This window comes from Motiliproteus sp. MSK22-1 (assembly GCF_001968815.1).
Lineage (GTDB): Bacteria > Pseudomonadota > Gammaproteobacteria > Pseudomonadales > Balneatricaceae > Motiliproteus.
In genome coordinates, this window is the sequence record NZ_MIEQ01000032.1 from 26,669 (window position 1) to 48,708 (window position 22,040).

Sequence of the window (22,040 nt, forward strand, 5' to 3'; positions counted from 1 at the left end):
TTTTTGCTTATCAGGGAACTTATTTACAGGTTCCTTAGGTGTTTTGCTCTCTTTTTTTATTAATTATTTTAATGGCATCAGGTTGTAGTTGAATTTCCTGAGGGGGGACCGGCCGGCCGATGTAATAGCCTTGAAGAATGTCACAATTCATGGCGTTCAGTACCTGCAGAGACTGTTGGTCTTCTACTCCCTCGGCAACAACACTGAGACCCAGATTATGGGCAAGATGTATGGTGGAGTTCACTATCATTTCATTCCGCTTATCTTCAGTCATATTGCGAACGAATGACATATCAATTTTAAGCTGATGAATGGGTAGATCTTTTAGATAGGCCAGTGAAGAATAGCCTGTACCAAAGTCATCGATGGAAAGCATAACACCAAGGTCATGAATTTCTTTAAGTGATGCCATAGCTCTGGCAGGATCGGCAATCAATGCACTTTCGGTGATTTCCAACTCCAGACATTGGGGAGGAACATTATGTTTACTCAGCATAGCCCGCACGTGTTCGGGACAGGCTTCGTCCATCAGGTTTCGAGTTGATAGATTAACTGCAATATTCAGTTCATGACCCTGGTCTTTCCAGCGTCGCCATTGGGAAAGTGCCTGATCGAGTACCCAAAGAGTAAGAGGTCGAATCAGATCACCCATTTCTGCCAAGTGTATAAATCGACCCGGGGGAATCATTCCCTGGCTGGGGTGCTGCCAGCGAACCAGGGCTTCAAACCCTGATATTTTTTCGCTGTTAAGATCCAGCTGAGGCTGGTAGTGCAACAGTAACTGGTTCTCTCTAATCGCTTCTCCGAGTTCGCTCATCAGCGCTAATCTTCCCGGGCTATGTTCATCCAGCTCAGAGCTGTACAGAGCATAGGCAACATTCGCATTCTTGGCTAAATACATGGCAACGTCGGCACAGCGTAGTAAAGCTGAGGGTTCGTCACCATGATCAGGGAAGAGCGAAATGCCAATACTGCAATGGATCTCCAGCTTAATTCCTTCTAACTGGAAGGGCTGGTGCAGGTTTTGGCAGACTTCTTTTGCCGTTTTTTCGATGGTCGCTGGATTCTCAACCTGATTGAAGATAATGGCAAATTCATCCCCTCCCAGGCGGGCAATATCTGCACTGTACTTTTTCAGTGTACTTGAGAGTCTGGGACCAATCAGGCGCAATAACTGATCACCGGTATGATGGCCTAGTGAGTCGTTGACTTCTTTGAAATGATTTAAGTCCAGCAGCATTAATGCCAACGGTTGTCCTGTTTGCTTGTTACTGTCGATCAGCTCCTGTAACCGATCATTCAGCCAGAAGCGGTTGGGAAGGTGTGTCAAAGCATCATGCTCTGCCTGGTATTCAATTGCTGAAAGGTACTCCTTGTGTTGAGTAATATCCCGACGGGTACCCCAGATTCGCATTAACTGATTGTTTTCGATAACTCCGGAATAAGAGCTGGACAGCCAGATCTGTTGCCCTTGTGGTCCTTCCAACTGAAATTCCTGATTGGTCAGCTGGTAGTCGGTTTCAATCCACTCACGAATAAGGTCTCGAATGGAGCGAGGACCGAAAAAATCTTCGGGTGATGAGGCGTACAACTCTTCTAAGGTGCAGCAGTGCATTCGAGCGATAGCTTCATTTGCCTCGAGAATGACATAATTACTGAGAATGTATTCAATCTGCTCTTCGGTGGAGTGCGTGATATCCACAGGAGGAATCATCTCTGCACGCCAGATACCTTCACTACTATTGTTTATAAAGGCGCGGTAACGTTCCTCGCTGGCCACGAGCGCGGCTTCATGTCGTTTGCGTTGCAGCTCGGCTGAAGCTCGGATAGCAAAAATTTGCAGCAGGTGCCGGTGTAGTTCTGTATCTTCCAGTGGATGTTTGAATAAAACAACCAAGACACCCAAAGGTTCATCATCGCTGTCCAGCAAAGGAGCTCCGACGTAGGCTTGAATGTCCATTTCTTTGAGCATGCGGTCTTCGGGAAATTTTGTCTGCACGTCTTTGGGAAAGACACAGAGGTTCTCGTCCAGTACCTTGTCACAAGGAGTCCCCTGTCGTGCATATTGAAAATTGGGTTGTTCTTTCCCTTCTCTATAAACGGACAGGGTGGTCAGGTCGCTGGAACCATTGTTATGCAGTTGGCCGACAAATGCGTAATTGGCTCCTAGTACTCTGGACAGCTGTTCTAACAGTGATCGAAAAAAAGTTTCTCCAGTAGAGGCTGAAATCCCTTTGGCTATGTTCAGTATCATTTCATCCCGTTGCTTACGGGCACTGATGTCACGAATACATAATAGGCGGTGACGTTCGCCAGACAGGGTCAGTGGTGTGAGATTTATCTCAGCATCAAATTCCGACCCGTCAAGCCGACGACAATGGCTCTCCAGAGAGAATTGTTTATTTTCCTGAAGAGAGATTTGAAGTGCATGGAGTAAGGGGCTGTCGTTAAAAGCGGCGAAGCTGTTGCTGTCATCTGTAGCGAGCTGTTTATCAGTGTTCTGACTACGGGTTTTTTTATTACCCGGACGTTGCCCGGGAAACAATGTAAAGATAGATCGTCCAACTAAATTATTATCGGCAAACAGCCTGGAGGCGGCTGGATTGCAGTCAACAAAATGATCACTGGAATCCAAAATCATAATTGCATCTAAAGAAGACTCAAACAGCGTACGATGACGAAGTTCACTCTCTTTCAGTGCCGCTTCGGTTCGTATTCGGTCAGTAATGTCAGTCGAAATACTGGTGATGGCATAGGTCATTCCTTGCGCATCCCGCACCGGGAATTTTATTGAAAAGTAGCTGCGCAGTTCCCCTGACAGCAAGAGCTGTTCTTCAAAGGTCTGGACTTCACCGTTTTGAATGACCTTTTGGTCATTTTCAATAAACTGATCGGCCAGTTCATTGGGATAAAGAGCGTGAGGTGTTTTTTTAAGCAGCTGTTCCTGAGTCACCCCATGGGCTTCCTCGTACTGACGGTTTACCAGCAGATAGCGTCCATCCAGATCCGTCATATAAACCAACGAAGAGCTGTTATTCATCAGGTCACGCAGCAAACGTTGCTGACTGCTAAGGGCTGTTTCAGCATCTTTGCGGTCACTGATTTCCAGGAGCATGGCGATCATATCGGCGATGGATATCGCAAAGCCTCGCTCGTCCACCTTCCATTGCCTGGGAAGTTCGGTATGTTCGAAAGAAATAATCCCAACGGGGCTACCTTCCCGGGAAATGGTTACATCCAGCTTGGAAGAGATCCCTTCCGGGATAAGGTAGCGTTGAGATAATACCGCCGTATACCGATGCACTCGGGCATCAGTGACTGCTATTATTTTATTCTTCGTAAGCGCTTTGAAATACTGTGGAAACGATTCAGCCGACAGCAAGTCCCCGGCTGTGTGAATGTTCTGACTCAATAAGTACCGTTCTGTGCATTGCAGGTGTTGCTGTTGATCGCCAAAAAACCAAACAGAAACCCGTTCGACACCCAGGATTTCGGCGGCGCCACAACAGATAAGCTGGAATCCGGCGTCGGTATCTCCTTGGGTAATGGCTTCCGAGGTGGCCCATTGCAGCAAGGCAGCCTGTTGTTGTCTGAGTCGGTCTTCGGAAGTCTCACTACTGGGAATGCTGTGAAGCAGCCCGATCATTCGTTGTGGGAAGCCGTCAGAGGTTTTGACTACTAGTGCGCTAAGTGTCAGAGAGCGTAAACTACCGTCGGTGGTGCGCATTCTGAAGGTCAGAGGAGCCGGATCGACACCCCTTGATGCTTGTCTGAGTGCCTGGGCAACCTCTTCTCTATCTTCGGCGTAGATACGGTTGAGAAAAGAACGGGTGCTTCCCTTAAAGTGACCTGTGGAGAAGCTAAACAGGCTGCGTTGGTTATCGGTAACTTCTACACTGTCCCGCGGAATGTCCCATTCCCACAGATCTAACTCGGCCTTCTTCAGCAAAGACGCGGGGGGTAAAGATTGAACCGGGTCTACGGGGTCGGGTTCGAGTGTGCTGATAAAGCTTGATCCAGTCATAAAAGATGTTCAGCCAATAATTAACTGAGTATCGTCCTCACGCAATAGGTAGGTAGATACGAGATTGCCAAATAAGAGATGATCAAGACAGAAGTAGTCAGCCAAAAACATGCTTATCTGTATGATCGAATCCTCTTCTGCAAAAACTTCATTAAGCTTTGGTCATTCTCCGATCAATCTGCTTCGTGTTGTTAGCCTCTGGCCAAGTGGTAAATCGCTTTGCCAACCCGAAGAGCAAAGTCCGTTACGTCTCCAAAAGTCCTTTGTATCCCTAATATAGTTAATATTAGTCGAGAATATCGTTGAGCTGACTTGAAATTTTGAGAGAAGATAGATTCCTGCTGTCTCCGGGAGTCTATTTTATCGATATTCAGGGTGTATAAAAAATAAGCCAGGACCAGGTATTTACTGCGTTAGTATCTGTGGAACCTTGTGGCCAGCAGCCCGCAGCCGGTTGATTTAATCCTGTTGAGTTTTCTTTCAGGTTGTGAAAGTTATTATATTTCAATAAGTTATGTTTTTCTTCAGTTTCGGTTTTCAATGACTATTGTCATGGCCACATTCAATGTTTTTTCCGGAGATGTTTTTTTAACAGTTAGTAGGGAGCCTGAGCGATAAATATTGCTCGCTTAGGAGCCGGGAGTCCTTCAACCGTCTGGTTTGGATTTTCAGGATCTAAAAAATCAGCCAAAGAGTGGAATTGCATCCAGTCTGTTGAGCGCTGCTCTTCGATACTGGTTTGATTAACGTCAACACAACGAACGTCTTTGTAGCCCACTCTTTTGATCCATTTTTCCAAGGCTTTACAGCTGGGTAGAAACCAGACATTGCGCATTTGAGCATAGCGCTCATCTGGTACCAGCACTGTGTTTTCATCACCGTCAATAACCAGTGTTTCAAGCACCAGTTCGCCACCGGGTTTGAGCATATCCAAGAGTTCCTGCAGGTGATCGATAGGGCTGCGGCGATGATAGAAAACTCCCATCGAAAAAACCGTATCGAAGGAGCGCATTCTTTTGGGGAGTTCTTCTATACCTAAAGGTAATAACTCGACAGGAAGCTCTCCAATATACTTTTTTAATGCGCGGAATTGGATAAGAAATTTCCAGGATGGGTCAATACCAATAACTTGCCGTGCACCCGCTGCTGACATGCGCCAGCAGTGATATCCGTTTCCACAGCCGATATCCAGCACCAAGCGGTTGTGCAGCGGAGACAGGTGAGGTTCAACACGATCCCATTTGAAATCTGAACGCCATTCCGTCTCAAGGTTAATCCCAAATAGCTCATAGGGCCCTTTTCGCCAGGGCATCAGCGTCCGCAGGCTTTGTTCCAGTTGCTTTAGTTCGGACTCAAAGCAGCGTTCACCTGTACCAATCAGCAAACGGCCCCGATTAAGATCCAGTTGTTCGGGTACCAGATCAGGCATGGCTTCAAGGGCCGAAAGCCAACGGGGGAGGTCTCCATGGTTAACAGTGGTTAATTTACGCTCAATCCGTTCCTGCAAATGTTCTCGCCAGGGGGCCAGATCTGTATGGGCCAGATCTGAAAAAAACTGACTGAAAAAATTATCGAAATAATTCATTTTACTGCCACCATAGAGGCAAAGTTAAAACACTGGAACCACTGATTTACCCGGTTGAACCCGGCCTCGGTTAATCGTTGGCGGTGGCAATCCAAACTTTCCGGGATCATGACTTTTTCCAGCGCTGCCCGTTTCTGGCTAATTTCCAATTCACTGTATCCATTGGCACGCTTGAAGTCGTGATACCACTCGATTAATTGGCTATCAAGCTGTTTGTCATCAAAGCTGATTTTTTCGGACAACAGCAAAACGCCCCCAGGTTTTAAGCCTTGGTAAATCTTTTTGATAAGAGACATTCTGTCTTTAGGAGGAACAAACTGAAGCGTGAAATTCATCATCACAACGGATGCATTTTTTATATTGATATCGCGAATGTCGCCGCAAACCAGATCTACATCGTCGTCAAACCCGGCCACCTGAATGTGCTCACGGCAGCGTTGAATCATCGCTGATGAGTTATCCACTGCGACAAAACGACAGTTTTGTGTTTTTACCTGTTGTAAGAGCGATAAGGTGGCTGCGCCTAATGAACACCCCAGATCATAACAACGAGAATCTTCCTGAGCGTAACCGGCAGCCAAAATACCGAGTGACTTAATAATCGTGCTGTAACCCGGGACTGAGCGGTTGATCATGTCACTGAAAACACCGACGACCTTTTCGTCGAACTGAAAGTCGACGATATTCCCTAATGGTGTGGCATAAATATCATCTTTAGGTTTTGAGGCTCTGGTGGAGCCTGCATATGGATCGCTATCTGAATTCTTTGATGACATTAGGGTAGGCTGGCTTATTTATAGGGGTTAGTAATGGAGGTTAGTTGTTAACTTGGCTATTAAAAAATGCTAATCGAATTGACTGGTGGGTACTTCGAAGTAGGTGGATTATACGTGCTTATGTAGCACACACCAATAGGCCTGCATTCTATAGTCATTTGGACTCCGCAACCTGCTGTTTGCGAAGCTAGCCAAGCGTTCGAGATTAACCCTAGAACAGATCCATCTGCTCGCTGCTCTTCTTACGTTTACGCCACTCTTTACCCCAACTTGTTGCAATGTATATGATCTGGATATGATCCCCTGGGGTAATCGTTATGTCCTCCAGGCCAATGGTTCCGTGAGCAGGTTCCTCGCCGTTAATAAACACAAGAATACCCATTCGCTGTCGAGAAAACAGTTGACCCACTTCACCATAAATGGGGTCAATACGTTTTATATAGAGACCGCTTTCTATTTCCTCACTACCTGAAAAAACGCTGCGTGCGTAACTGGGGAAAAGAGCAGCTTCTGTGAGCTTGCTATGGATTAACGCTTGCACAGAATTGCAATTGACTAGTAATGTTGATTCCGATCCATCCAGATCAATGGATAGGCTAATATCCTCCGATGTCTGGATGTCTTCTTCGCTGACGGTGACGGAAAGCACTTCACAGAGCCCTACAACCGCGTCTTTAGGTGCTAACTTATGGGCTGTAAAATCACTGTTCCCCGCTTTAAACGGTGTAGATTGAGTGATGCTCCGCTGTTGTCCCCAGATTTTGACCTGCTTTTCCGCATAACCAAAAGTGAGTTGCTTATCCTGCTCCAGGCCGTGAGTATCCAGTTTTCGAGCTTTATAGATAATGGTATGCGGAGTTTTGTTACTTTCCTGATCAAACTGAGGGTGGCAAGGGTTTTTATCGCGATGAAAGTGGTAAGGAAAGCTCAGGGCGTCTTCATAGCTGAGCTGTGAAGGATTGCGGGTGCCCTGTTCAACTATTCGTTCGACCAGATAACCTACCTCAGTCAGGGCTCCGACTACATCCCTGAATGAATAGATCATGGTTGAAAACTGATCTTCACCGGTTTTACTGGAGCTGTTTGCCAGCATATTATGGCGAAAGTGCTGTAATTGGTGAGAAAAACAGAAGATCAGAATTCCACCAGGCTTCAACCGTTTAAAAAGGTTATAGAGCAGGTCTTTAAGCTCTTGGGTGGAGCTCAGATATTCCATTGAATAGGCAGAAAGTATCAGGTCAAAAGCAGTGCCTGGAAAAAAATCGGTCTGACGCATATCCTGTTGCTGGAAGTGAATTGGATTGATTTCGTCAGCAAAGCGGCTCATATTTTCCCTGGCTCGCTTAAGCATATGACTGGAGATATCGATACCATGGCAGTTTGCACCGTTGCGTGCCAATGCGATCAGGTTTTCACCCATGCCGCAGCCGATATCCAGAACATTGGCGTTGGCCAGGTCAATATCGATAAGTCGCAACTGGTTTTCTCCCGGTGCTAACCAGCCATAGTGCACCTGGTCGTGGGCTATCTCCCAAGTTGTGCAGTAGTCCTCACAAAAGCTCTTTTCATCCCAATGTTGTTCAGACATTATATGTTTCCCATTGCCGCTGTGGTCGGAAGCTTTTACAACGGACATTTAAATGTAAACGGCTGAGTGCTGCAAGGATGTGCGGTTAATTTGGATCATTGATAGCTGCTATTGGTCATCTCAGCTATCTATGTGCTGTTTTTTTATAGCCGCGTAGCGATTACGTGAATATAACGAGCCATATGAATGTAGGGTTGTTGTCGGTAATGGTTTTGTTCCAGCTCTAGAATATCCTCAAAATCGTAGGTCTGTTTGACCTTGAGTGGCAGGTAATCGTAAAAGCAGCGAATTCCTGATTTTTCTAGTATCTGCATCGAGTTTTGTTGTAACCAGCCATAGACTTCTTCTGGATCAAGAGATTGATGAGGTGTCAGGCTGTTGCCATCGCCGCTCCAGTCACCTCGTTTAACCTTCCGTAAGTTTCCCCGTAGTGCGTTTCGTAATATTAATGAGTGTCGGTTGTAGAACATTAGCGAAAGATGGCCACCGGGTTTGAGTTGATCAATCAGTTGATTAACCAAAAGATCAGGTTTCTCAGCCCACTCGAGCACCGCATGGCAGAGAATCAGGTCAAAACGGTCCAAATTACTCTGGCAAAAAGTATCAATATCACAATGATGGAGTTGAATTTTGTTTGTCAGGCCGGCAATTTCGTTGAGTTGCCGGGCCTTTTCCAACATGGGTTTTGATGTATCACACAGAGATATCTGGTGTTGCTTTTCAGCAAACCAGCGACTGATATGTCCCTGACCACCTCCTGCATCTAGAATTTGAAGAGGTTCTCTCTGCTGTAAGCCAGCTAAATCCAGTTGCAGTAGTGCCAGTCGAATCTGTCCCTTGGGAGAGTTATAGATTTTGTCAGCAAAGTGCTCAGCCAAATTATCAAAGTGACTATCAGGTGTGTTCATTTTTGGATCGCGTACCTATACCCAAAACAATCTGTTTTTGGGCCAGAATGAGTTGGTTTGTGATCAGAAGCTGTTGATATCAGGATTCAGATTATAGACAAGAGTTTCTTTAGATTCCTTAGTCATATAATTTGATTGGTGTCGTGCTACAGTCAAATATCAACAAAGGGATGATCAACTCTGATGGCTAATGGGAGAGTTATCAAAGGGGTGAATAGTCTACCGTTCACTCGTTACTGATTGGCAACATAACGCTGTAATCGATGGGCCATTTCGGTACTGATTCCCACAAACCGAAAGCCAAAATTAAATTCCAGTTGTGACAGCCTGCGGACAAATACCAGGCGGCAGCGACTGTTAAATGACTCTGGATCGTTATTTAGCTTAAAGTTTATTGTGACTTCTACCGGCGTGGCTGAAGGATTTCTAGCGGACCCAAGAGTAATGATTTCCTTGAAAGACAGATCTCCGTCAATCATTACTCCGCCAGGGGAAATGTTGCGGACCCAAGCCTCGGTCGTATCCCCGTATAAATTGGTAACCTCTACCCGGAGTTCCGTATTAACTCGAGGGAAAAATCTTAATTCGGACATCTTTGGGAACCTCAATCGCCTGTCCCTACTAATGAATATAGCGGTTAACCGGCGTTACTGCTTGTTCTGTATTGAGTTACTTACGTTTTAGTGGGTCTCAGCAGAGGAGCAAGGGTTCCTTTCTTGATCGAACTGAGCAAGCTTCATTATCAAATTCCCTGTTGGTGAGAACAAGCATTAGAGTACTTTGGGTTGATCCAGGTCACTAAGGGATCATTGAACAAGCCCCTTGGGTGTCAGCTCTCCATGGGCTTTACTCAGCGACAGCATCTGGTCGCAGCAGCTAATAAATAGCAATAATCAGATGTGAGTATTTAATCAGTTTCGTTGTTTCTCTGTAATTGGCGCAAAAGCATAGGGACCAGTTTTGTCTCCAAGTAGGGGCCAGATCTGTAAAAACCTCCCAGATACCGGCTGGTATCATCATCGACAAATAACTGGTTCTAACTCCTGTTTAGTAATGGCTTTAGCTTTGATATTAAGCGGGATGCAGTCAAGTGTCTCCCATTTGGGTTTAAACGGTCCATACCTCCGTTTCTCAAACAATAAAAAGCGAACAGTTAGTTACTGAGTAGCCAAAGATAGGAGACAGCCATGTCTTTTGATGCCAAAGAGTTTAATGCCGCAGAAGCCGTTGCCAGTGATCGCAAGCACGTTTGGCACCACCTGTCACAGCATAAGCCCTACGAAGAAAGCGATCCGATGGTTATCGTTAAAGGTGAGGGTATGAGGGTTTGGGATGCCAAAGGAAATGAGTATCTGGATGCCGTTTCTGGTGCTGTCTGGACCGTCAACGTAGGTTATGGTCGTACTGAGATTGCAGATGCAGTTCGTGATCAATTGGTTAATATGAATTACTTTGCACAGACAGCTGGAAATGTTCCGGCTGCTCAATTTGCAGAGAAGCTTATTGAAAAAATGCCAGGAATGAGCCGTGTTTACTATTCCAACTCCGGTTCCGAAGCAAACGAAAAGGCATTTAAGATAGTTCGTCAGATTGCGGAAAAGAAGTACGGTGGGAAGAAGCATAAGGTACTTTACCGCGAACGTGACTATCACGGTACAACGATTACCTGTTTAAGCGCCACCGGGCAATTTGAGCGGAAGAATCAATACGGTCCCTTTACCCCTGGTTTTGTTGAGGTTCCACACTGTTGTGAGTATCGCTCTCAATGGGGTGATGTTGATGATTATGGGGTTCGTGCTGCCAACGAAATTGAACGTGTCATTCTGGAAGAGGGTGCGGATACGGTTGGTGCCTTGTGCCTTGAGCCTATTACCGCAGGCGGTGGGGTAATTACACCTCCACAGGGCTACTGGGACCGTGTGCAGGAAATCTGCAAGAAGTACGATATTCTGCTGCATATTGACGAAGTGGTTTGTGGGCTGGGTCGGACAGGGAAATGGTTTGGTTACCAGCATTACGGCATTAAACCGGACATGGTTACCATGGCTAAGGGAGTTGCTTCAGGGTACGCCGCCATTTCCTGCACTGTGACGACAGAGACAGTATTTGAGGCTTTTAAAGAAGATGACGATGCGCGTATGGGGTACTTCCGGGATATCTCTACTTTTGGTGGCTGTACTGCCGGTCCTGCGGCTGCTTTGGTTAACATGCAGATCATTGAAGATGAAAAGCTGTTGGAAAATGTGACACACCAGGGTGAGTATCTGCTAGGACGCCTTAACGAACTTCAGGACAAATATGATGTGATAGGAGAGGTTCGTGGCAAAGGTCTGTTTGCCGGCTTTGAATTAGTGAAAGATCGTGTAACCAAGGAGCCAGTGGATGAAAGTCTGCCGATGGCGATTGGGGCTCATTGTATGAAAAATGGTGTCATCATCGGACGAACCAATCGATCATTCAAAGAACTCAATAACACTATTTGTTTGAGCCCTGCTCTTATTGCCAGCCAAGCGGATATCGATGCCATTGTTGACGCCATTGATAACGCGATGGGGGAGCTTTGCCCTAACTCCTGAGTGTTTGATTTGGGCCTGAATGGCTGAGATAGTATTTCCAAAGCCTCCCTTTTCAAGTGGCACGACTTGGAGAGGTTCTTTTAGCCATTTGTCGAATCTTTTCGGCAAATGGCTTTTTTAATGCTGCCTGTTAAGTTCCAAGCTGGGCGATCTGTCTATCTCTTGTGATGAATACAAGATAATCTTTTTTGCCGAACAGGATTTGAAGGAGTACTCTAGATATTTGATTTCAATAAGGTATCAGCACAATTAACAGCAGCCGGTTTTATGGCTGTCATGGGTTGTCTGCGGTTGCCAAATTCAGGTCCCTTAGAGCAAATAACGAGCAAAATAAAGAGTATCGGTATATGTTCCAGCTTTTTCACCTATCTCCCGAGAAGGATGCCAGTCTACAGCAGCAATTGCGTGAACAAATAGCAGCAGCCATTCTAAATGGTAATATACCTGCCGATTGTCCACTTCCATCCAGCCGTAAACTTGCCAAGCAACTGAGCATTGCTCGAAATACCGTCGTTCTGGCCTATGAACATTTGTTGGATGATGGTTATCTAATTGCTCGTGAGCGCAGTGGTTACTACGTTAATCCAGAAATTCTGGAGGGTAAAGTCAAGCTGGATACCAGCATTCCTGAAGCGGTTGAGGGAATACCCCCTGATTGGGCTAATCGTCTGAAAGTATTTCCTTCGGGTCAGCGCAACATTAAAAAGCCCCGGGACTGGCAGAAATATCCCTACCCGTTCATTTATGGCCAGTTTGATCCGAGCCTGTTTCCGACCAATAACTGGCGAGAATGCTGCCGTGATGCTGTGAGTGTTCCGGCTATTCGTGATTGGGCATCGGATCGTTTCGACAATGATGATCCCTTATTAGTTGAGCAGATTCGTACTAGATTGTTACCACGACGAGGCGTTTGGGCTTCTGCTGAGCAGATTCTGGTGACTGTCGGCGCTCAACAGTCCCTGTATATGTTGTCTCGACTGCTGTTAGAACAGAGCAGCGTCATGGGTATTGAAGATCCTGGCTATATGGATATCCGAAATATTGCCAACCTCAATCCTTCAAAGGTAAAACCATTACCTGTAGATGCACAGGGGATGATCGTTGATGACAATATTAATGTGTGTGATTGTATTTACACCACACCCAGTCACCAGTGTCCGACAACGGTGACTATGCCGATTGAGCGACGCTATGAGTTGTTAAAACGGGCCAATGAACAGGATTTCGTGATTATTGAGGATGATTACGAAAGTGAAACTAACTTTAAGTCCAACCCCATTCCTGCATTGAAAAGTCTGGATAAAAGCGGCCGGGTTATCTACGTCGGATCTCTCTCAAAAACGTTGGCGCCTGGTTTGCGCCTTGGGTATCTGGTGGGGCCTGTCGAGTTGATCCGTGAGGCCCGCGCTTTACGGCGACTGATGGTGCGCCATCCTGCTGCAAATAACCAGCGTTCGGTGGCGCTGTTTTTGGAGCGTGGTTATCACGATGCGCTGATTATGACTATTATGCGGGCCTATGAAGAGCGGTGGCAGGAGATGGGAGCGGCGTTGAGCAAATATCTGCCGGACTCTGCCCGTAAACCGACTTTTGGAGGCTCTTGTTACTGGGTTAGAGGTCCTGAGGAGCTGGACGCTCGACTGTTGCGTAAAGAAGCGGCTGAAAGGGGAATTTTAATTGAACCGGGGGACATTCATTTTCTCGGTGATGAACCGCCATTAAACTATTTCCGTCTTGGTTACTCTTCTATCGCCGCTGATCGAATTGAACCGGGTATTAAAGCGCTGGCGGAACTGATAGAAGATATGACCTGAGTTGGCTGAATTTATAGTTCAGTGATGCGTCTACTGAATTTGGAAATACAGCTACTGATCTCTTTGAGGAGGTTTCTGTCTCTCGGACAATAATAATATTGTCGGACAGTAGAAACCTTTCAGCACAATAAGTCGTTATAAGTTTAACAATAGATCTTAAAATATATATTTAAAACAATTGCTTATTGTTTTCTTTCTTCCTGGCGTAATAGCTATTAGGTAACTGGCTCTACTCCAAAATCCTCCTCACTCCTACTCTAGATCTCAAGTTAACCGCATATCGGCTCCTGTCTATTTGGTGCTGGGTTAACGAATCTGAGTTCAGAATGCACTGATGATTGATATCGCTTCTGAGCTTATTTACCTCTACTACTTCTGACAAGAATTAAAAATGGAGTGGCGATATGCTGATCGGAGTCCCAAAAGAGATTAAAAACCATGAATACCGTGTCGGTATGGTACCCGCTAGTGTGCAGGAGCTGACCAGTCGTGGTCACCAGGTCATGGTGCAAACCAGTGCTGGAAACGGTATCGGTTTTAGTGATGAAGATTATGTTGAAGCTGGTGCTTCGATTGCAGCTACCGCTGAAGAGATCTTTGCTCAGGCAGAGATGATTGTAAAAGTTAAAGAACCGCAGGCTGTAGAGCGTAAGCAGCTGCGTCCTGGTCAATTGTTATTTACTTATCTGCACCTTGCTCCAGATCCAGAGCAAACCGCTGACCTATTGGAGAGTGGTTCAACCTGTATTGCCTATGAAACTGTAACCTCTGATCGCGGTGGACTGCCGCTACTTGCTCCAATGTCAGAAGTTGCCGGGCGTATGTCTATTCAAGCGGGGGCAGCCTGTCTGGAAAAATCCAAAGAAGGTCGTGGTTTGTTGCTGGGCGGCGTACCTGGTGTTGAGCCTGCCAAGGTCGTCATCATTGGTGGTGGCGTTGTTGGCAGTAATGCGGCACGGATGGCGATTGGTATGGGAGCCCAGGTTGTTATTCTTGATCGTTCAGTTGATGTGTTGCGTCGTCTGGTTGCTGAGTTTGGTACCCAGATTCAAACTGTCTACTCCAGCAAAGCCGCGCTTGAAGAGCATGTTTTATCAGCCGACCTGGTTATCGGTGGGGTGTTAATTCCAGGGGCAGCCGCGCCTAAGCTGGTTACCGAAGATATGGTTAAGCGCATGAAACCCGGATCTGCGGTGGTGGATGTCGCTATTGATCAGGGAGGATGCTTTGCAACTTCCAAAGCAACAACCCACCAGGATCCCACTTATATCGTTGACGGTGTAGTGCACTACTGTGTTGCTAACATGCCTGGTGCGGTAGCGCGCACTTCTACACTGGCTTTAAACAACGCTACGCTCCCTCATATTGTGGCTCTTGCTGATCTTGGTTGGGAAGAAGCTATTCGTCGCGACAAGCATCTGGCTAACGGTTTGAATGTCCATGCCGGGAAAATTACCTGCCCTGAAGTAGCTGAAGCTCTGGGCCAGGAGTTTGTTGAGTATCAATTGAGCGCCTAAGGGCATCTTTTCTTACCCTTCTCTGATCAGGAGAAGGGGCTACAAATGAATATAAGGAATAAAACAATGGCACGTATGACACCTAGTGAAGCCTTTGTCGAAACCATGGTTGCCAATGATGTTACCGTCGCTTTCGGTATCATGGGTTCTGCATTTATGGATGCGATGGATATTTTCTCTCCTGCGGGTATTCGCCTGATTCCTGTTGTCCATGAGCAGGGGGCCGGCCACATGGCCGACGGTTATGCTCGTGTATCCGGCCGTCATGGCGTTTGTATCGCTCAGAACGGTCCAGGTATCACTAACTTTGTTACAGCTATCGCCGCTGCCTACTGGGCTCATTCTCCGGTCGTCTGCATTACTCCTGAGACCGGTGCTATCTCTAATGGTCTGGGTGGTTTCCAGGAAGCTCAGCAGTTACCGTTTTTTGAAACGATCACCAAGTATCAGGCTCATGTACCGGTTCCGGCTCGTATGGCAGAGCTGACGGGTCGTGCGTTTGACCGCGCTATCCAGGAAAATGGTCCTACTCAGCTGAATATTCCTCGTGATTTCTTCTACGGTGATATCGATGTAGAAATCCCACAGCCGATTAAGATTGAACGTGCTGCCGGTGGCGAAAACAGCCTTAATGAGGCTGCTGACCTGCTAGCTACAGCCAAGTTCCCGGTTATTCTTTCCGGCGGTGGTGTTGTAATGTCCGAAGGTGTTGAACAGTGTAAGGCATTAGCCGAGTACCTGGGAGCACCTGTATGTAACACCTACCTGCACAATGATTCCTTCCCTGCTTCTCATTCCTTGTGGTGTGGTCCCCTGGGTTATCAGGGTTCCAAAGCGGCAATGAAGCTGATTAATCAGGCGGACGTTGTTCTGGCTTTAGGGACGCGCCTGGGGCCATTTGGCACACTGCCTCAGCATGGAATGGACTATTGGCCGAAAGATGCCAAGATCATCCAGATTGACTGCAACTCGAAGGTTTTGGGCCTGGTTAAGAAGATCTCTGTCGGTATTTGTGGCGATGCCAAAGCTGCTGCTGAATCCCTGCTGACTCGCTTGCAGGACCGTAACGTTGAATGCTTGTCCACTATGGATCAGCGTGGTGAAAAAATCGCTGCTGAGAAAGCGGCCTGGGAAGCCGAACTGGATGAGTGGATTCACGAGAAAGACGAATATTCTCTGGATATGATCGAAGAACAGTCCGGCGAAGAAGGCAGCTACCTGCATCCTCGTCAGGTGTTGCGTGAATTGGAAAAAGCCATGCCAGAAGATGCCATGGTTTCAACGGACATCGGTAACATCAACTCTGTTGCCAACAGCTATCTGCGTTTTGACCGTCCACGCAGCTTCTTTGCTCCGATGAGTTTCGGTAACTGTGGTTATGCGTTGCCTACCATCATTGGTGCCAAGGTTGCTGCTCCTGAGCGTACAGCAATTTCTTACGCGGGTGACGGTGCCTGGGGTATGTCAATGGTTGAAATCCTGACTTGTGTTCGCGAGAGCATTCCTGTGACTTCTATCGTATTCCATAACCGTCAGTGGGGAGCTGAGAAGAAAAACCAGGTTGATTTCTACAGCCGTCGTTTTGTAGCCGGTGAGCTGGAAAACCCAAGCTTTGCTGAAATTGCTCGCTCTATGGGTGCTGAAGGCGTCACCGTTGACAAGCTGGAAGATGTAGGCCCGACACTGGCTGCTGCCTGTGCTGCTCAGAAAGAAGGTAAGACCACGGTTATCGAGATTATGTGTACTCGTGAACTGGGTGACCCTTTCCGTCGTGATGCTTTGTCTCAGCCTGTCCGTCACCTGGAGAAGTACAAAGACTATCAGTAACACCTAGGCGATCAATAAGGTCGGGTTAGGACTTCTGATATCTGGCAGGAGTACTGTCTCTAATCTGTTGTAAGAGGCAGTACTGACTGCAAATAAAGCTGAGGGCCTTTAGGGCCTTCAGCCGTATTTTTTAGCCAGAACCCGGTTAACAACCCCCTAAATATTGTAGGCATTTTGGATTGTTGTGATCAGCATTTTAACTGGAATTCTGATCAGAGCTTTTCTTGTAAATAAACTAGTAATCAGGGAGATCAGATGATCGCCGGATTGGAGCTATCTGTATTAATGCTTTCTGCTGTGGCGTTATTCGCAGCAGCATTTGTACGTGGTTATTCCGGCTTTGGTTTCACTGCGATGGCGGTGGTTACGTTGTCCATTATTATTCCGCCATCAACAATAGTACCGGTCATTTTGCTGATTGAAATTGTTGCTGGAATGAGCCTGCTGCCCTCGGTTTGGCAACGGGTGGACTGGCGCCAATTGCGTTGGATCCTTTTCGGTGCTGTTTTAGCAACACCGGTCGGAGTGATGATGCTTTCAGAACTCTCAGGGCAGGTAATGCGTGTTGTAATCAGCTCGGTTATTTTGATGGCCGCCTGCGCAATCTGGCTAGGGTTTCGTGCCCGTAAGGGAGAGTCTGCGACAAGTATTGTGAGCGCTGGAGTGGTGTCAGGGGCGATGAACGGGGCATCTGGTGTAGGTGGTTTGCCGCTGGTGGTTTTCTTTCTATCCCGGGATGAAAACCCGGGAACAGCCCGAGCTACTTTGATCTGCTTCTTGATTGTGTTGGATATCTACACCTGTTCACTGGCCACACTGGAGGGGTTAATCACTTCTGAGGTGTTGCAGCTGGCAGTGTTGTTTCTGATTCCGGTAACACTAGGGACGATGTTAGGTAATCAGCAGTTTTTACGCAGTCCGCAGAAGTCCTTTCGTCGTGTGGCATTAGTCATGTTAATGCTTATTTCTGGCGGAGGGCTGACAAGGGCTCTGATTAGTCTCTAGGGGAAAAGCACAATAGTAACAACGGTTCACTCAGTAATAACCAATAACTCAGACTGCAGCCATAACAGGTTTCAGGCACATGCGTAGGTAAACTCATGCTTAGTACTGCTCCGATGGAATGCCCGTCATATCTACTGGAAAAAGCCAGACTGCTTCCAGCCGTTCCTACTGCTGTTGCGAATGCAATTAATGAGGTCACTTTAACCAGCGCAAAACTGGCTTTTGATGAAGGGGTTATAGAACCTGTCCTGGTGGGGGATAGCGAACAGATTAATCAGCTGGCGACTGTGATTGGCTGGGACCTTAGCGATATCCGTATTGAGAATGCTGTAGGTGAGGCAGAGGCCGCTAAGAGAGCTGTTGAGTTAGTCAGTACGGGAGAGGCTTCGTCGCTGATGAAGGGGCATATTCATACAGATACATTGCTGCGGGCCGTTCTGAGCCGTGGAGCCGGTTTACGTACTGATCGCCGCCTCAGTCATGTATTCCATATGACTATTCCCGGTACTGATAAACCTCTTTGCATTACCGATGCTGTTATTAACGTAGCACCTTCTGTGGTTGACAAGATTCATATTGCCCAGAATGCTATTGATTTGCTGCATTCTTTAGGAAACATGAACCCCCGGATGGCTGTTCTTTCCGGGACTGAAGAGGTTAATCGCAGCATGCAATCCAGTGTAGATGCCGCCGAGTTGAAGAAGCTGGCTTCTATCGGCGCGCTGCGAGGTGCTATCGTAGATGGTCCTCTGGCGTTTGATAACGCCGTGTCTCAGGCCGCTGCGGATATTAAGGGCATTGATAGTCCGGTTGCCGGGAATGCGGATATATTATTAGTTCCTAATCTGGAATCAGGTAACTTCCTGTTTAAACAGATGGTTTACTTTATGTCCGCCACAGCAGCAGGAATTATTATGGGGGCACGAGTACCTATTATCCTGACGTCCCGTGCTGACCCGCCTGAAGCGCGACTGGCCTCTTGTGCATTGGCTGCGATATATGCGGATTACGCCAGAGAACAGATTGAAAATACCAGTGTAGCCTAGGTTGTTTGGATTGTTATCAGGCTATTATTACCTGTCGTGATGCCATTCCTTAAGGCTGTTAACCATCGCGTAAGGCCGTTAACCATCGCGATAGTAGAGACTGATATCATCACTCTTAGCATTGATAGCCGGAGGGAAGTGGATTACGAACTCTTTGGGTTGCAATTGTGCGATGCTTGCATGAGTGGCGTGGGTGTAGCCCATCTCAGACAGACGAACCAGTTCGTCGGAGAAAGTACCTAATGCTTGACAGCTGATCTTGTGGATTTCTGTATTCATGATTGCCTCCATGCAAAGATAAGTGAGTATCTATTAAGTCAGTGTCTACGGTGCCAGACGGCAGTTCGAATCTGTCTTATCTCAAAAATGATTCCACCAGTACTTTCTAATTCTACTTTAGGTTCTAGTTCTACTTTAGGGATTTGTCAAAATACTCCAATTACTTATTGACCTGAAATTAATGTTGCTTTTGAAGTGATGTTGCTTTGATGATGGTTCTGTTCCTGATAGGTAAATGATGGTCTGACAGGCTGTAGCAGTAGAAAATCAGCAGAAATAAGGCTCATAGGCGGATTTTTATTGGTAAAAATGGTCGTTATGCAGTTTAATCGGCAGACATTTTTCTAGGTTTAAAGGTTGCGTATGGATGAGTTACAGCGGTCTCTTGCGTTAGCAGCAATAAAGCGCCATTACTTGTTTGCTACATTGTCTGATGCTGAGTTGGCGCGTCTGGTAGATTCGGTTAGGTTGTACGAGCTGGGACCTGAGGAGTTTTTGTTTCGTCAAGACGATGAAGCGGAGCGTTTTTTCCTGCTGGCAGATGGACAGATCAAGCTTTGTAAAAATGCACCTGATGGCAATGAAAAGGTGGTGGAAATTATTACCCCGGGACAAACGATTGCTGAAGCTGTCATGTTTATGCAACGCCATCGCTTCCCAGTCAGCGGCCAGATTATCAAGGCTTCCAGGATCTATGGTATTCACTGCAATACCTATATGGAAATTTTAAAAGATAATATGGATTCCTGTATCCGTATACTTGGTGATCTCAGTATGCGCCTGCATGCGCGCTTGAATGATGTTGTTAACCTAACACAACAGAATGCCACTTTTAGAGTACTGCGTTTTTTGATGAACCAGCTGCCTCACGATGCTGTTGACGGCACCGTGATATACCTGAATACACCTAAACAGGTGATTGCATCCAGGCTTTCCGTCAAGCCGGAAACATTGTCGCGGATCATGTCCAGTCTTGCGCAGCAGGGAATTATCGAGGTAAAAGGCCGGGAAATCTGCGTTAAGGATATCGCCCGCCTTTGTCAGTACGAGTAGTCTTTATCTAAGATGTTCAGCAGGTCAGGGCGCTACCCTGACCTCCCTCCGCGGCCAGTTTTCTGGCAATGTCATTCAGTATCGGCCATCGATTATCACACCATTCCGGGGCCAGTAATGTGGGCTTTCGGGCGGTAGCAGATACTCTGTGATATACCACATCCCAGGGAGTATGCTGAATCATTTCAGCAGCAACTTCAGCATAGTCCTGTTGTGAAATTGCCGGTATTTCCCCGTTTTTCCATTGTCTGGCCATCTGGCTTCCTTTGACGATATGTAAAGGATGTAACTTAAGACCTTCACAGCCTACCTTTATGACCCTGTCTAGCGTGATCATACTGTCCATGGGAGCCTCACCGGGTAAACCAATAATCAGGTGTGTACAGATCTTCAGATTTCTGGAATGAGCCCTTTGGACTGTTTCAACGTAAGCATCAAAATGGTGGCCTCTATTAATACGATCTAAGGTTTTATCAAACGATGATTGCAGGCCGAGTTCCAGCCAGACTTCATATCCTTGTTGTTGATAGTCCGCCAACAGGTCCAGAGCTGCATTTGGTACGCAGTCGGGTCTTGTTCCTACGCAAATACCAACAATATCTGCGGTTGTTAAGGCTTCTTCATAAAGACGCTGTAACTCCTTCACTTCGGCATAGGTATTGGTATAAGTCTGAAAGTAAGCCAGATAACGCTTAGCTCTCATGCCCGGCTTACTTTTTTCCAGCTGCTCCCGAATGCTTAACGTAGAAGTGGTTTTTCCGTTAAAGGACGCGTTATTGCAAAAAGTACAACCGCCCCGACCGAGGGTGCCATCACGATTGGGGCAGGTAAAAGGTGCGTTGATTGTCAGCTTGTGGATTTTTTCACCGTGGCGTAACTTCAGGTCTCGACCCAGGCCATTAATGTGTTCATCGAGATGCATAGAGTCACCGGAGCTTGTTAGAGGATGCGCAATTGTATTGGATCGGCTGATCTATCGGTTTGACTTTGGTCATACTCGTTAGAACCTGAAAGGTTTGTGCTGAAAGAGTCCTTGGAGTACCTAAGGAATGACTTTGTCATTGAGCCATTGCTGCCGGCCACTGATTTGGTCGGATTAGGTGTTGCAACCACAGGGGCAATCAAGGATAATTCGCCCCCGTTACCGTTCCTTCGGTAACGCGTTATGGTGGTTCCGTTGGTCCCTCCGCAACAATAAGCCGTGAATCTGGTCAGGCCCGGAAGGGAGCAGCCACAGCGGTGGATTTGTGTGCCGGAGTGTGGCTGGCGGAGCCGCCTCCAGTATTCTATGTAGGCCTACAGGCCCCGTAGAATCAGCACTTCAAGTTTTGATAGCCCACACCTTTGGTACATAATTTTGGTACATCAAAGGTAATCCAATGTCCTATCTTAAGAAACGTCATAACACATGGTATGCCCGTCTGGGTGTTCCTCAATCCGTTCGTCCTATTCTTCGTCGTAATGAATTCGTCCGATCTCTACAAACAACATCTAGATCAGTCGCTGCACGTCGTGCTGTTGCCTATGTCGCTGAGTGGAAGGAGACAATTGCTTTAGCTCTCTCGACTGATGAGTTGAAGAAAGAAGCTAAGTGGTGGCGAAGAGCATTTCTGTCTGCACAGAGCGAAGAACGTAAAGCACTAGCCCTTGATCTTATATCAGACAAAGCACACTCCTATATTAGTCGAGACCGCCCTGAAGATGCCGAGCGTTTCCATGGTTTGGCTATGGGTCTCATTGTTGACCTTGATGACTACATAGAGGCTTGGCGTGACTACCGGCTCAACGAAGTTTCAGAGAAAGAAGCTAATGTAGCCATGAAAAGGGTAGAGCGCATGGCTGAGCGCTTCAAAGAGTCTTCAAAAGTATCCCGTAAGGAGGTGTGGTTTTACCCCGATTTGTCGGACACCTAGTTAAGAGTAGATAATCTACTTTAACGAGGTTTTTACATGTCTAATACACGAAGAAAATATTCCGAAGAGTACAAGCGCGAAGCCGTTTCATTAGCGCTTCAACCAGATGCATCGATAGCTGAAGTTTCA

General features: G+C 46.8%; 17 protein-coding genes and 1 other RNA gene. 10 read left to right on the forward strand and 8 right to left on the reverse strand.

The features are described from left to right. Positions 1–34 precede the first annotated feature (34 nt). From BGP75_RS09105 to BGP75_RS09130, 6 genes are all read right to left on the reverse strand, one after another. Positions 35–4,024: an EAL domain-containing protein gene (locus BGP75_RS09105; protein WP_076717936.1), complete on the reverse strand. Its 3,990-nt coding sequence runs from the start codon at positions 4,022–4,024 to the stop codon at positions 35–37. 595 nt (positions 4,025–4,619) lie between these two features. Beyond that, positions 4,620–5,609 (reverse strand): tRNA 5-methoxyuridine(34)/uridine 5-oxyacetic acid(34) synthase CmoB, encoded by a 990-nt coding sequence (cmoB, locus tag BGP75_RS09110; RefSeq protein ID WP_076717938.1) that lies wholly within the window; start codon positions 5,607–5,609, stop codon positions 4,620–4,622. Continuing rightward, a complete protein-coding gene (gene cmoA / locus BGP75_RS09115) occupies positions 5,606–6,385 on the reverse strand; it encodes a carboxy-S-adenosyl-L-methionine synthase CmoA (RefSeq protein WP_076717940.1) in 780 nt (259 codons plus the stop codon). The genes cmoB and cmoA overlap by 4 nt, the downstream gene beginning before the upstream one ends. Before the next feature lie 211 nt (positions 6,386–6,596). Beyond that, positions 6,597–7,973 carry a bifunctional 2-polyprenyl-6-hydroxyphenol methylase/3-demethylubiquinol 3-O-methyltransferase UbiG gene (locus BGP75_RS09120; RefSeq protein WP_076717942.1) on the reverse strand — a complete coding sequence of 459 codons (1,377 nt, stop codon included), beginning with the start codon at positions 7,971–7,973 and terminating at the stop codon, positions 6,597–6,599. Between the two features lie 143 nt (positions 7,974–8,116). Beyond that, a complete protein-coding gene (locus BGP75_RS09125) occupies positions 8,117–8,881 on the reverse strand; it encodes a methyltransferase domain-containing protein (RefSeq protein WP_076717944.1) in 765 nt (254 codons plus the stop codon). A gap of 233 nt (positions 8,882–9,114) precedes the next feature. After that, positions 9,115–9,474: a PilZ domain-containing protein gene (locus tag BGP75_RS09130; protein WP_076717946.1), complete on the reverse strand. Its 360-nt coding sequence runs from the start codon at positions 9,472–9,474 to the stop codon at positions 9,115–9,117. Positions 9,475–10,068: 594 nt separating this feature from the next. On the opposite strand from BGP75_RS09130, the gene BGP75_RS09135 reads away from it, so the two are divergent. The 6 genes from BGP75_RS09135 to BGP75_RS09160 all read left to right on the forward strand — a co-directional run bounded on the left by BGP75_RS09135 (position 10,069) and on the right by BGP75_RS09160 (position 18,666). Continuing rightward, positions 10,069–11,457, forward strand: coding sequence for an aspartate aminotransferase family protein (locus BGP75_RS09135; protein WP_076717948.1), 1,389 nt, complete (start codon positions 10,069–10,071; stop codon positions 11,455–11,457). Positions 11,458–11,804: 347 nt separating this feature from the next. Beyond that, positions 11,805–13,271: a PLP-dependent aminotransferase family protein gene (locus tag BGP75_RS09140; protein ID WP_076717950.1), complete on the forward strand. Its 1,467-nt coding sequence runs from the start codon at positions 11,805–11,807 to the stop codon at positions 13,269–13,271. Positions 13,272–13,675: 404 nt separating this feature from the next. Continuing rightward, positions 13,676–14,788 carry an alanine dehydrogenase gene (ald, locus tag BGP75_RS09145; protein ID WP_076717952.1) on the forward strand — a complete coding sequence of 371 codons (1,113 nt, stop codon included), beginning with the start codon at positions 13,676–13,678 and terminating at the stop codon, positions 14,786–14,788. Between the two features lie 45 nt (positions 14,789–14,833). Further along, complete coding sequence (xsc, locus tag BGP75_RS09150) at positions 14,834–16,615, forward strand: sulfoacetaldehyde acetyltransferase (RefSeq protein ID WP_233152891.1); 1,782 nt, start codon at positions 14,834–14,836, stop codon at positions 16,613–16,615. 255 nt (positions 16,616–16,870) lie between these two features. Further along, positions 16,871–17,620 (forward strand): sulfite exporter TauE/SafE family protein, encoded by a 750-nt coding sequence (locus BGP75_RS09155; RefSeq protein ID WP_076717957.1) that lies wholly within the window; start codon positions 16,871–16,873, stop codon positions 17,618–17,620. 95 nt (positions 17,621–17,715) lie between these two features. Further along, the gene (locus BGP75_RS09160; RefSeq protein ID WP_076717959.1) at positions 17,716–18,666 is read left to right on the forward strand and encodes a bifunctional enoyl-CoA hydratase/phosphate acetyltransferase; all 951 of its coding nucleotides are present in this window, start codon (positions 17,716–17,718) and stop codon (positions 18,664–18,666) included. A 78-nt stretch (positions 18,667–18,744) separates the two neighbouring features. Here BGP75_RS09160 and BGP75_RS09165 read toward each other — a convergent pair whose 3' ends face one another. Continuing rightward, complete coding sequence (locus BGP75_RS09165) at positions 18,745–18,945, reverse strand: hypothetical protein (protein WP_076717962.1); 201 nt, start codon at positions 18,943–18,945, stop codon at positions 18,745–18,747. A gap of 363 nt (positions 18,946–19,308) precedes the next feature. On the opposite strand from BGP75_RS09165, the gene BGP75_RS09170 reads away from it, so the two are divergent. Continuing rightward, on the forward strand, positions 19,309–19,998 hold the full coding sequence (locus BGP75_RS09170; protein ID WP_076717964.1) for a Crp/Fnr family transcriptional regulator: 690 nt from the start codon (positions 19,309–19,311) through the stop codon (positions 19,996–19,998). 16 nt (positions 19,999–20,014) lie between these two features. Here BGP75_RS09170 and BGP75_RS09175 read toward each other — a convergent pair whose 3' ends face one another. Then, complete coding sequence (locus BGP75_RS09175; protein ID WP_076717967.1) at positions 20,015–20,920, reverse strand: TIGR01212 family radical SAM protein; 906 nt, start codon at positions 20,918–20,920, stop codon at positions 20,015–20,017. Positions 20,921–21,173: 253 nt separating this feature from the next. Between BGP75_RS09175 and ffs the strand changes: the two genes are divergently transcribed. From ffs to BGP75_RS27720, 3 genes are all read left to right on the forward strand, one after another. After that, positions 21,174–21,270, forward strand: an RNA gene (ffs, locus tag BGP75_RS09180) — signal recognition particle sRNA small type. Positions 21,271–21,377: 107 nt separating this feature from the next. Further along, a complete protein-coding gene (locus BGP75_RS09185; protein WP_076717969.1) occupies positions 21,378–21,911 on the forward strand; it encodes a DUF6538 domain-containing protein in 534 nt (177 codons plus the stop codon). A gap of 36 nt (positions 21,912–21,947) precedes the next feature. Continuing rightward, the coding region (locus tag BGP75_RS27720) for a transposase (RefSeq protein ID WP_143820948.1) at positions 21,948–22,040 on the forward strand (93 nt) is incomplete at its 3' end.

What these genes read in the sequence shown, in the direction of transcription:
- BGP75_RS09135 (WP_076717948.1), top strand. Translation starts at nt 10,069, where the DNA reads ATGTCTTTTGATGCCAAAGAGTTTAATGCCGCAGAAGCCGTTGCCAGT.
- xsc (WP_233152891.1), top strand. Translation starts at nt 14,834, where the DNA reads ATGAATATAAGGAATAAAACAATGGCACGTATGACACCTAGTGAAGCC.
- BGP75_RS09185 (WP_076717969.1), top strand. Translation starts at nt 21,378, where the DNA reads ATGTCCTATCTTAAGAAACGTCATAACACATGGTATGCCCGTCTGGGT.
- cmoA (WP_076717940.1), bottom strand. Translation starts at nt 6,385, where the DNA reads ATGTCATCAAAGAATTCAGATAGCGATCCATATGCAGGCTCCACCAGA.
- BGP75_RS09140 (WP_076717950.1), top strand. Translation starts at nt 11,805, where the DNA reads ATGTTCCAGCTTTTTCACCTATCTCCCGAGAAGGATGCCAGTCTACAG.
- ald (WP_076717952.1), top strand. Translation starts at nt 13,676, where the DNA reads ATGCTGATCGGAGTCCCAAAAGAGATTAAAAACCATGAATACCGTGTC.
- BGP75_RS09125 (WP_076717944.1), bottom strand. Translation starts at nt 8,881, where the DNA reads ATGAACACACCTGATAGTCACTTTGATAATTTGGCTGAGCACTTTGCT.
- BGP75_RS09130 (WP_076717946.1), bottom strand. Translation starts at nt 9,474, where the DNA reads ATGTCCGAATTAAGATTTTTCCCTCGAGTTAATACGGAACTCCGGGTA.
- BGP75_RS09160 (WP_076717959.1), top strand. Translation starts at nt 17,716, where the DNA reads ATGCTTAGTACTGCTCCGATGGAATGCCCGTCATATCTACTGGAAAAA.
- BGP75_RS09105 (WP_076717936.1), bottom strand. Translation starts at nt 4,024, where the DNA reads ATGACTGGATCAAGCTTTATCAGCACACTCGAACCCGACCCCGTAGAC.
- BGP75_RS09120 (WP_076717942.1), bottom strand. Translation starts at nt 7,973, where the DNA reads ATGTCTGAACAACATTGGGATGAAAAGAGCTTTTGTGAGGACTACTGC.
- BGP75_RS09165 (WP_076717962.1), bottom strand. Translation starts at nt 18,945, where the DNA reads ATGAATACAGAAATCCACAAGATCAGCTGTCAAGCATTAGGTACTTTC.
- cmoB (WP_076717938.1), bottom strand. Translation starts at nt 5,609, where the DNA reads ATGAATTATTTCGATAATTTTTTCAGTCAGTTTTTTTCAGATCTGGCC.
- BGP75_RS09175 (WP_076717967.1), bottom strand. Translation starts at nt 20,920, where the DNA reads ATGCATCTCGATGAACACATTAATGGCCTGGGTCGAGACCTGAAGTTA.
- BGP75_RS09170 (WP_076717964.1), top strand. Translation starts at nt 19,309, where the DNA reads ATGGATGAGTTACAGCGGTCTCTTGCGTTAGCAGCAATAAAGCGCCAT.
- BGP75_RS09155 (WP_076717957.1), top strand. Translation starts at nt 16,871, where the DNA reads ATGATCGCCGGATTGGAGCTATCTGTATTAATGCTTTCTGCTGTGGCG.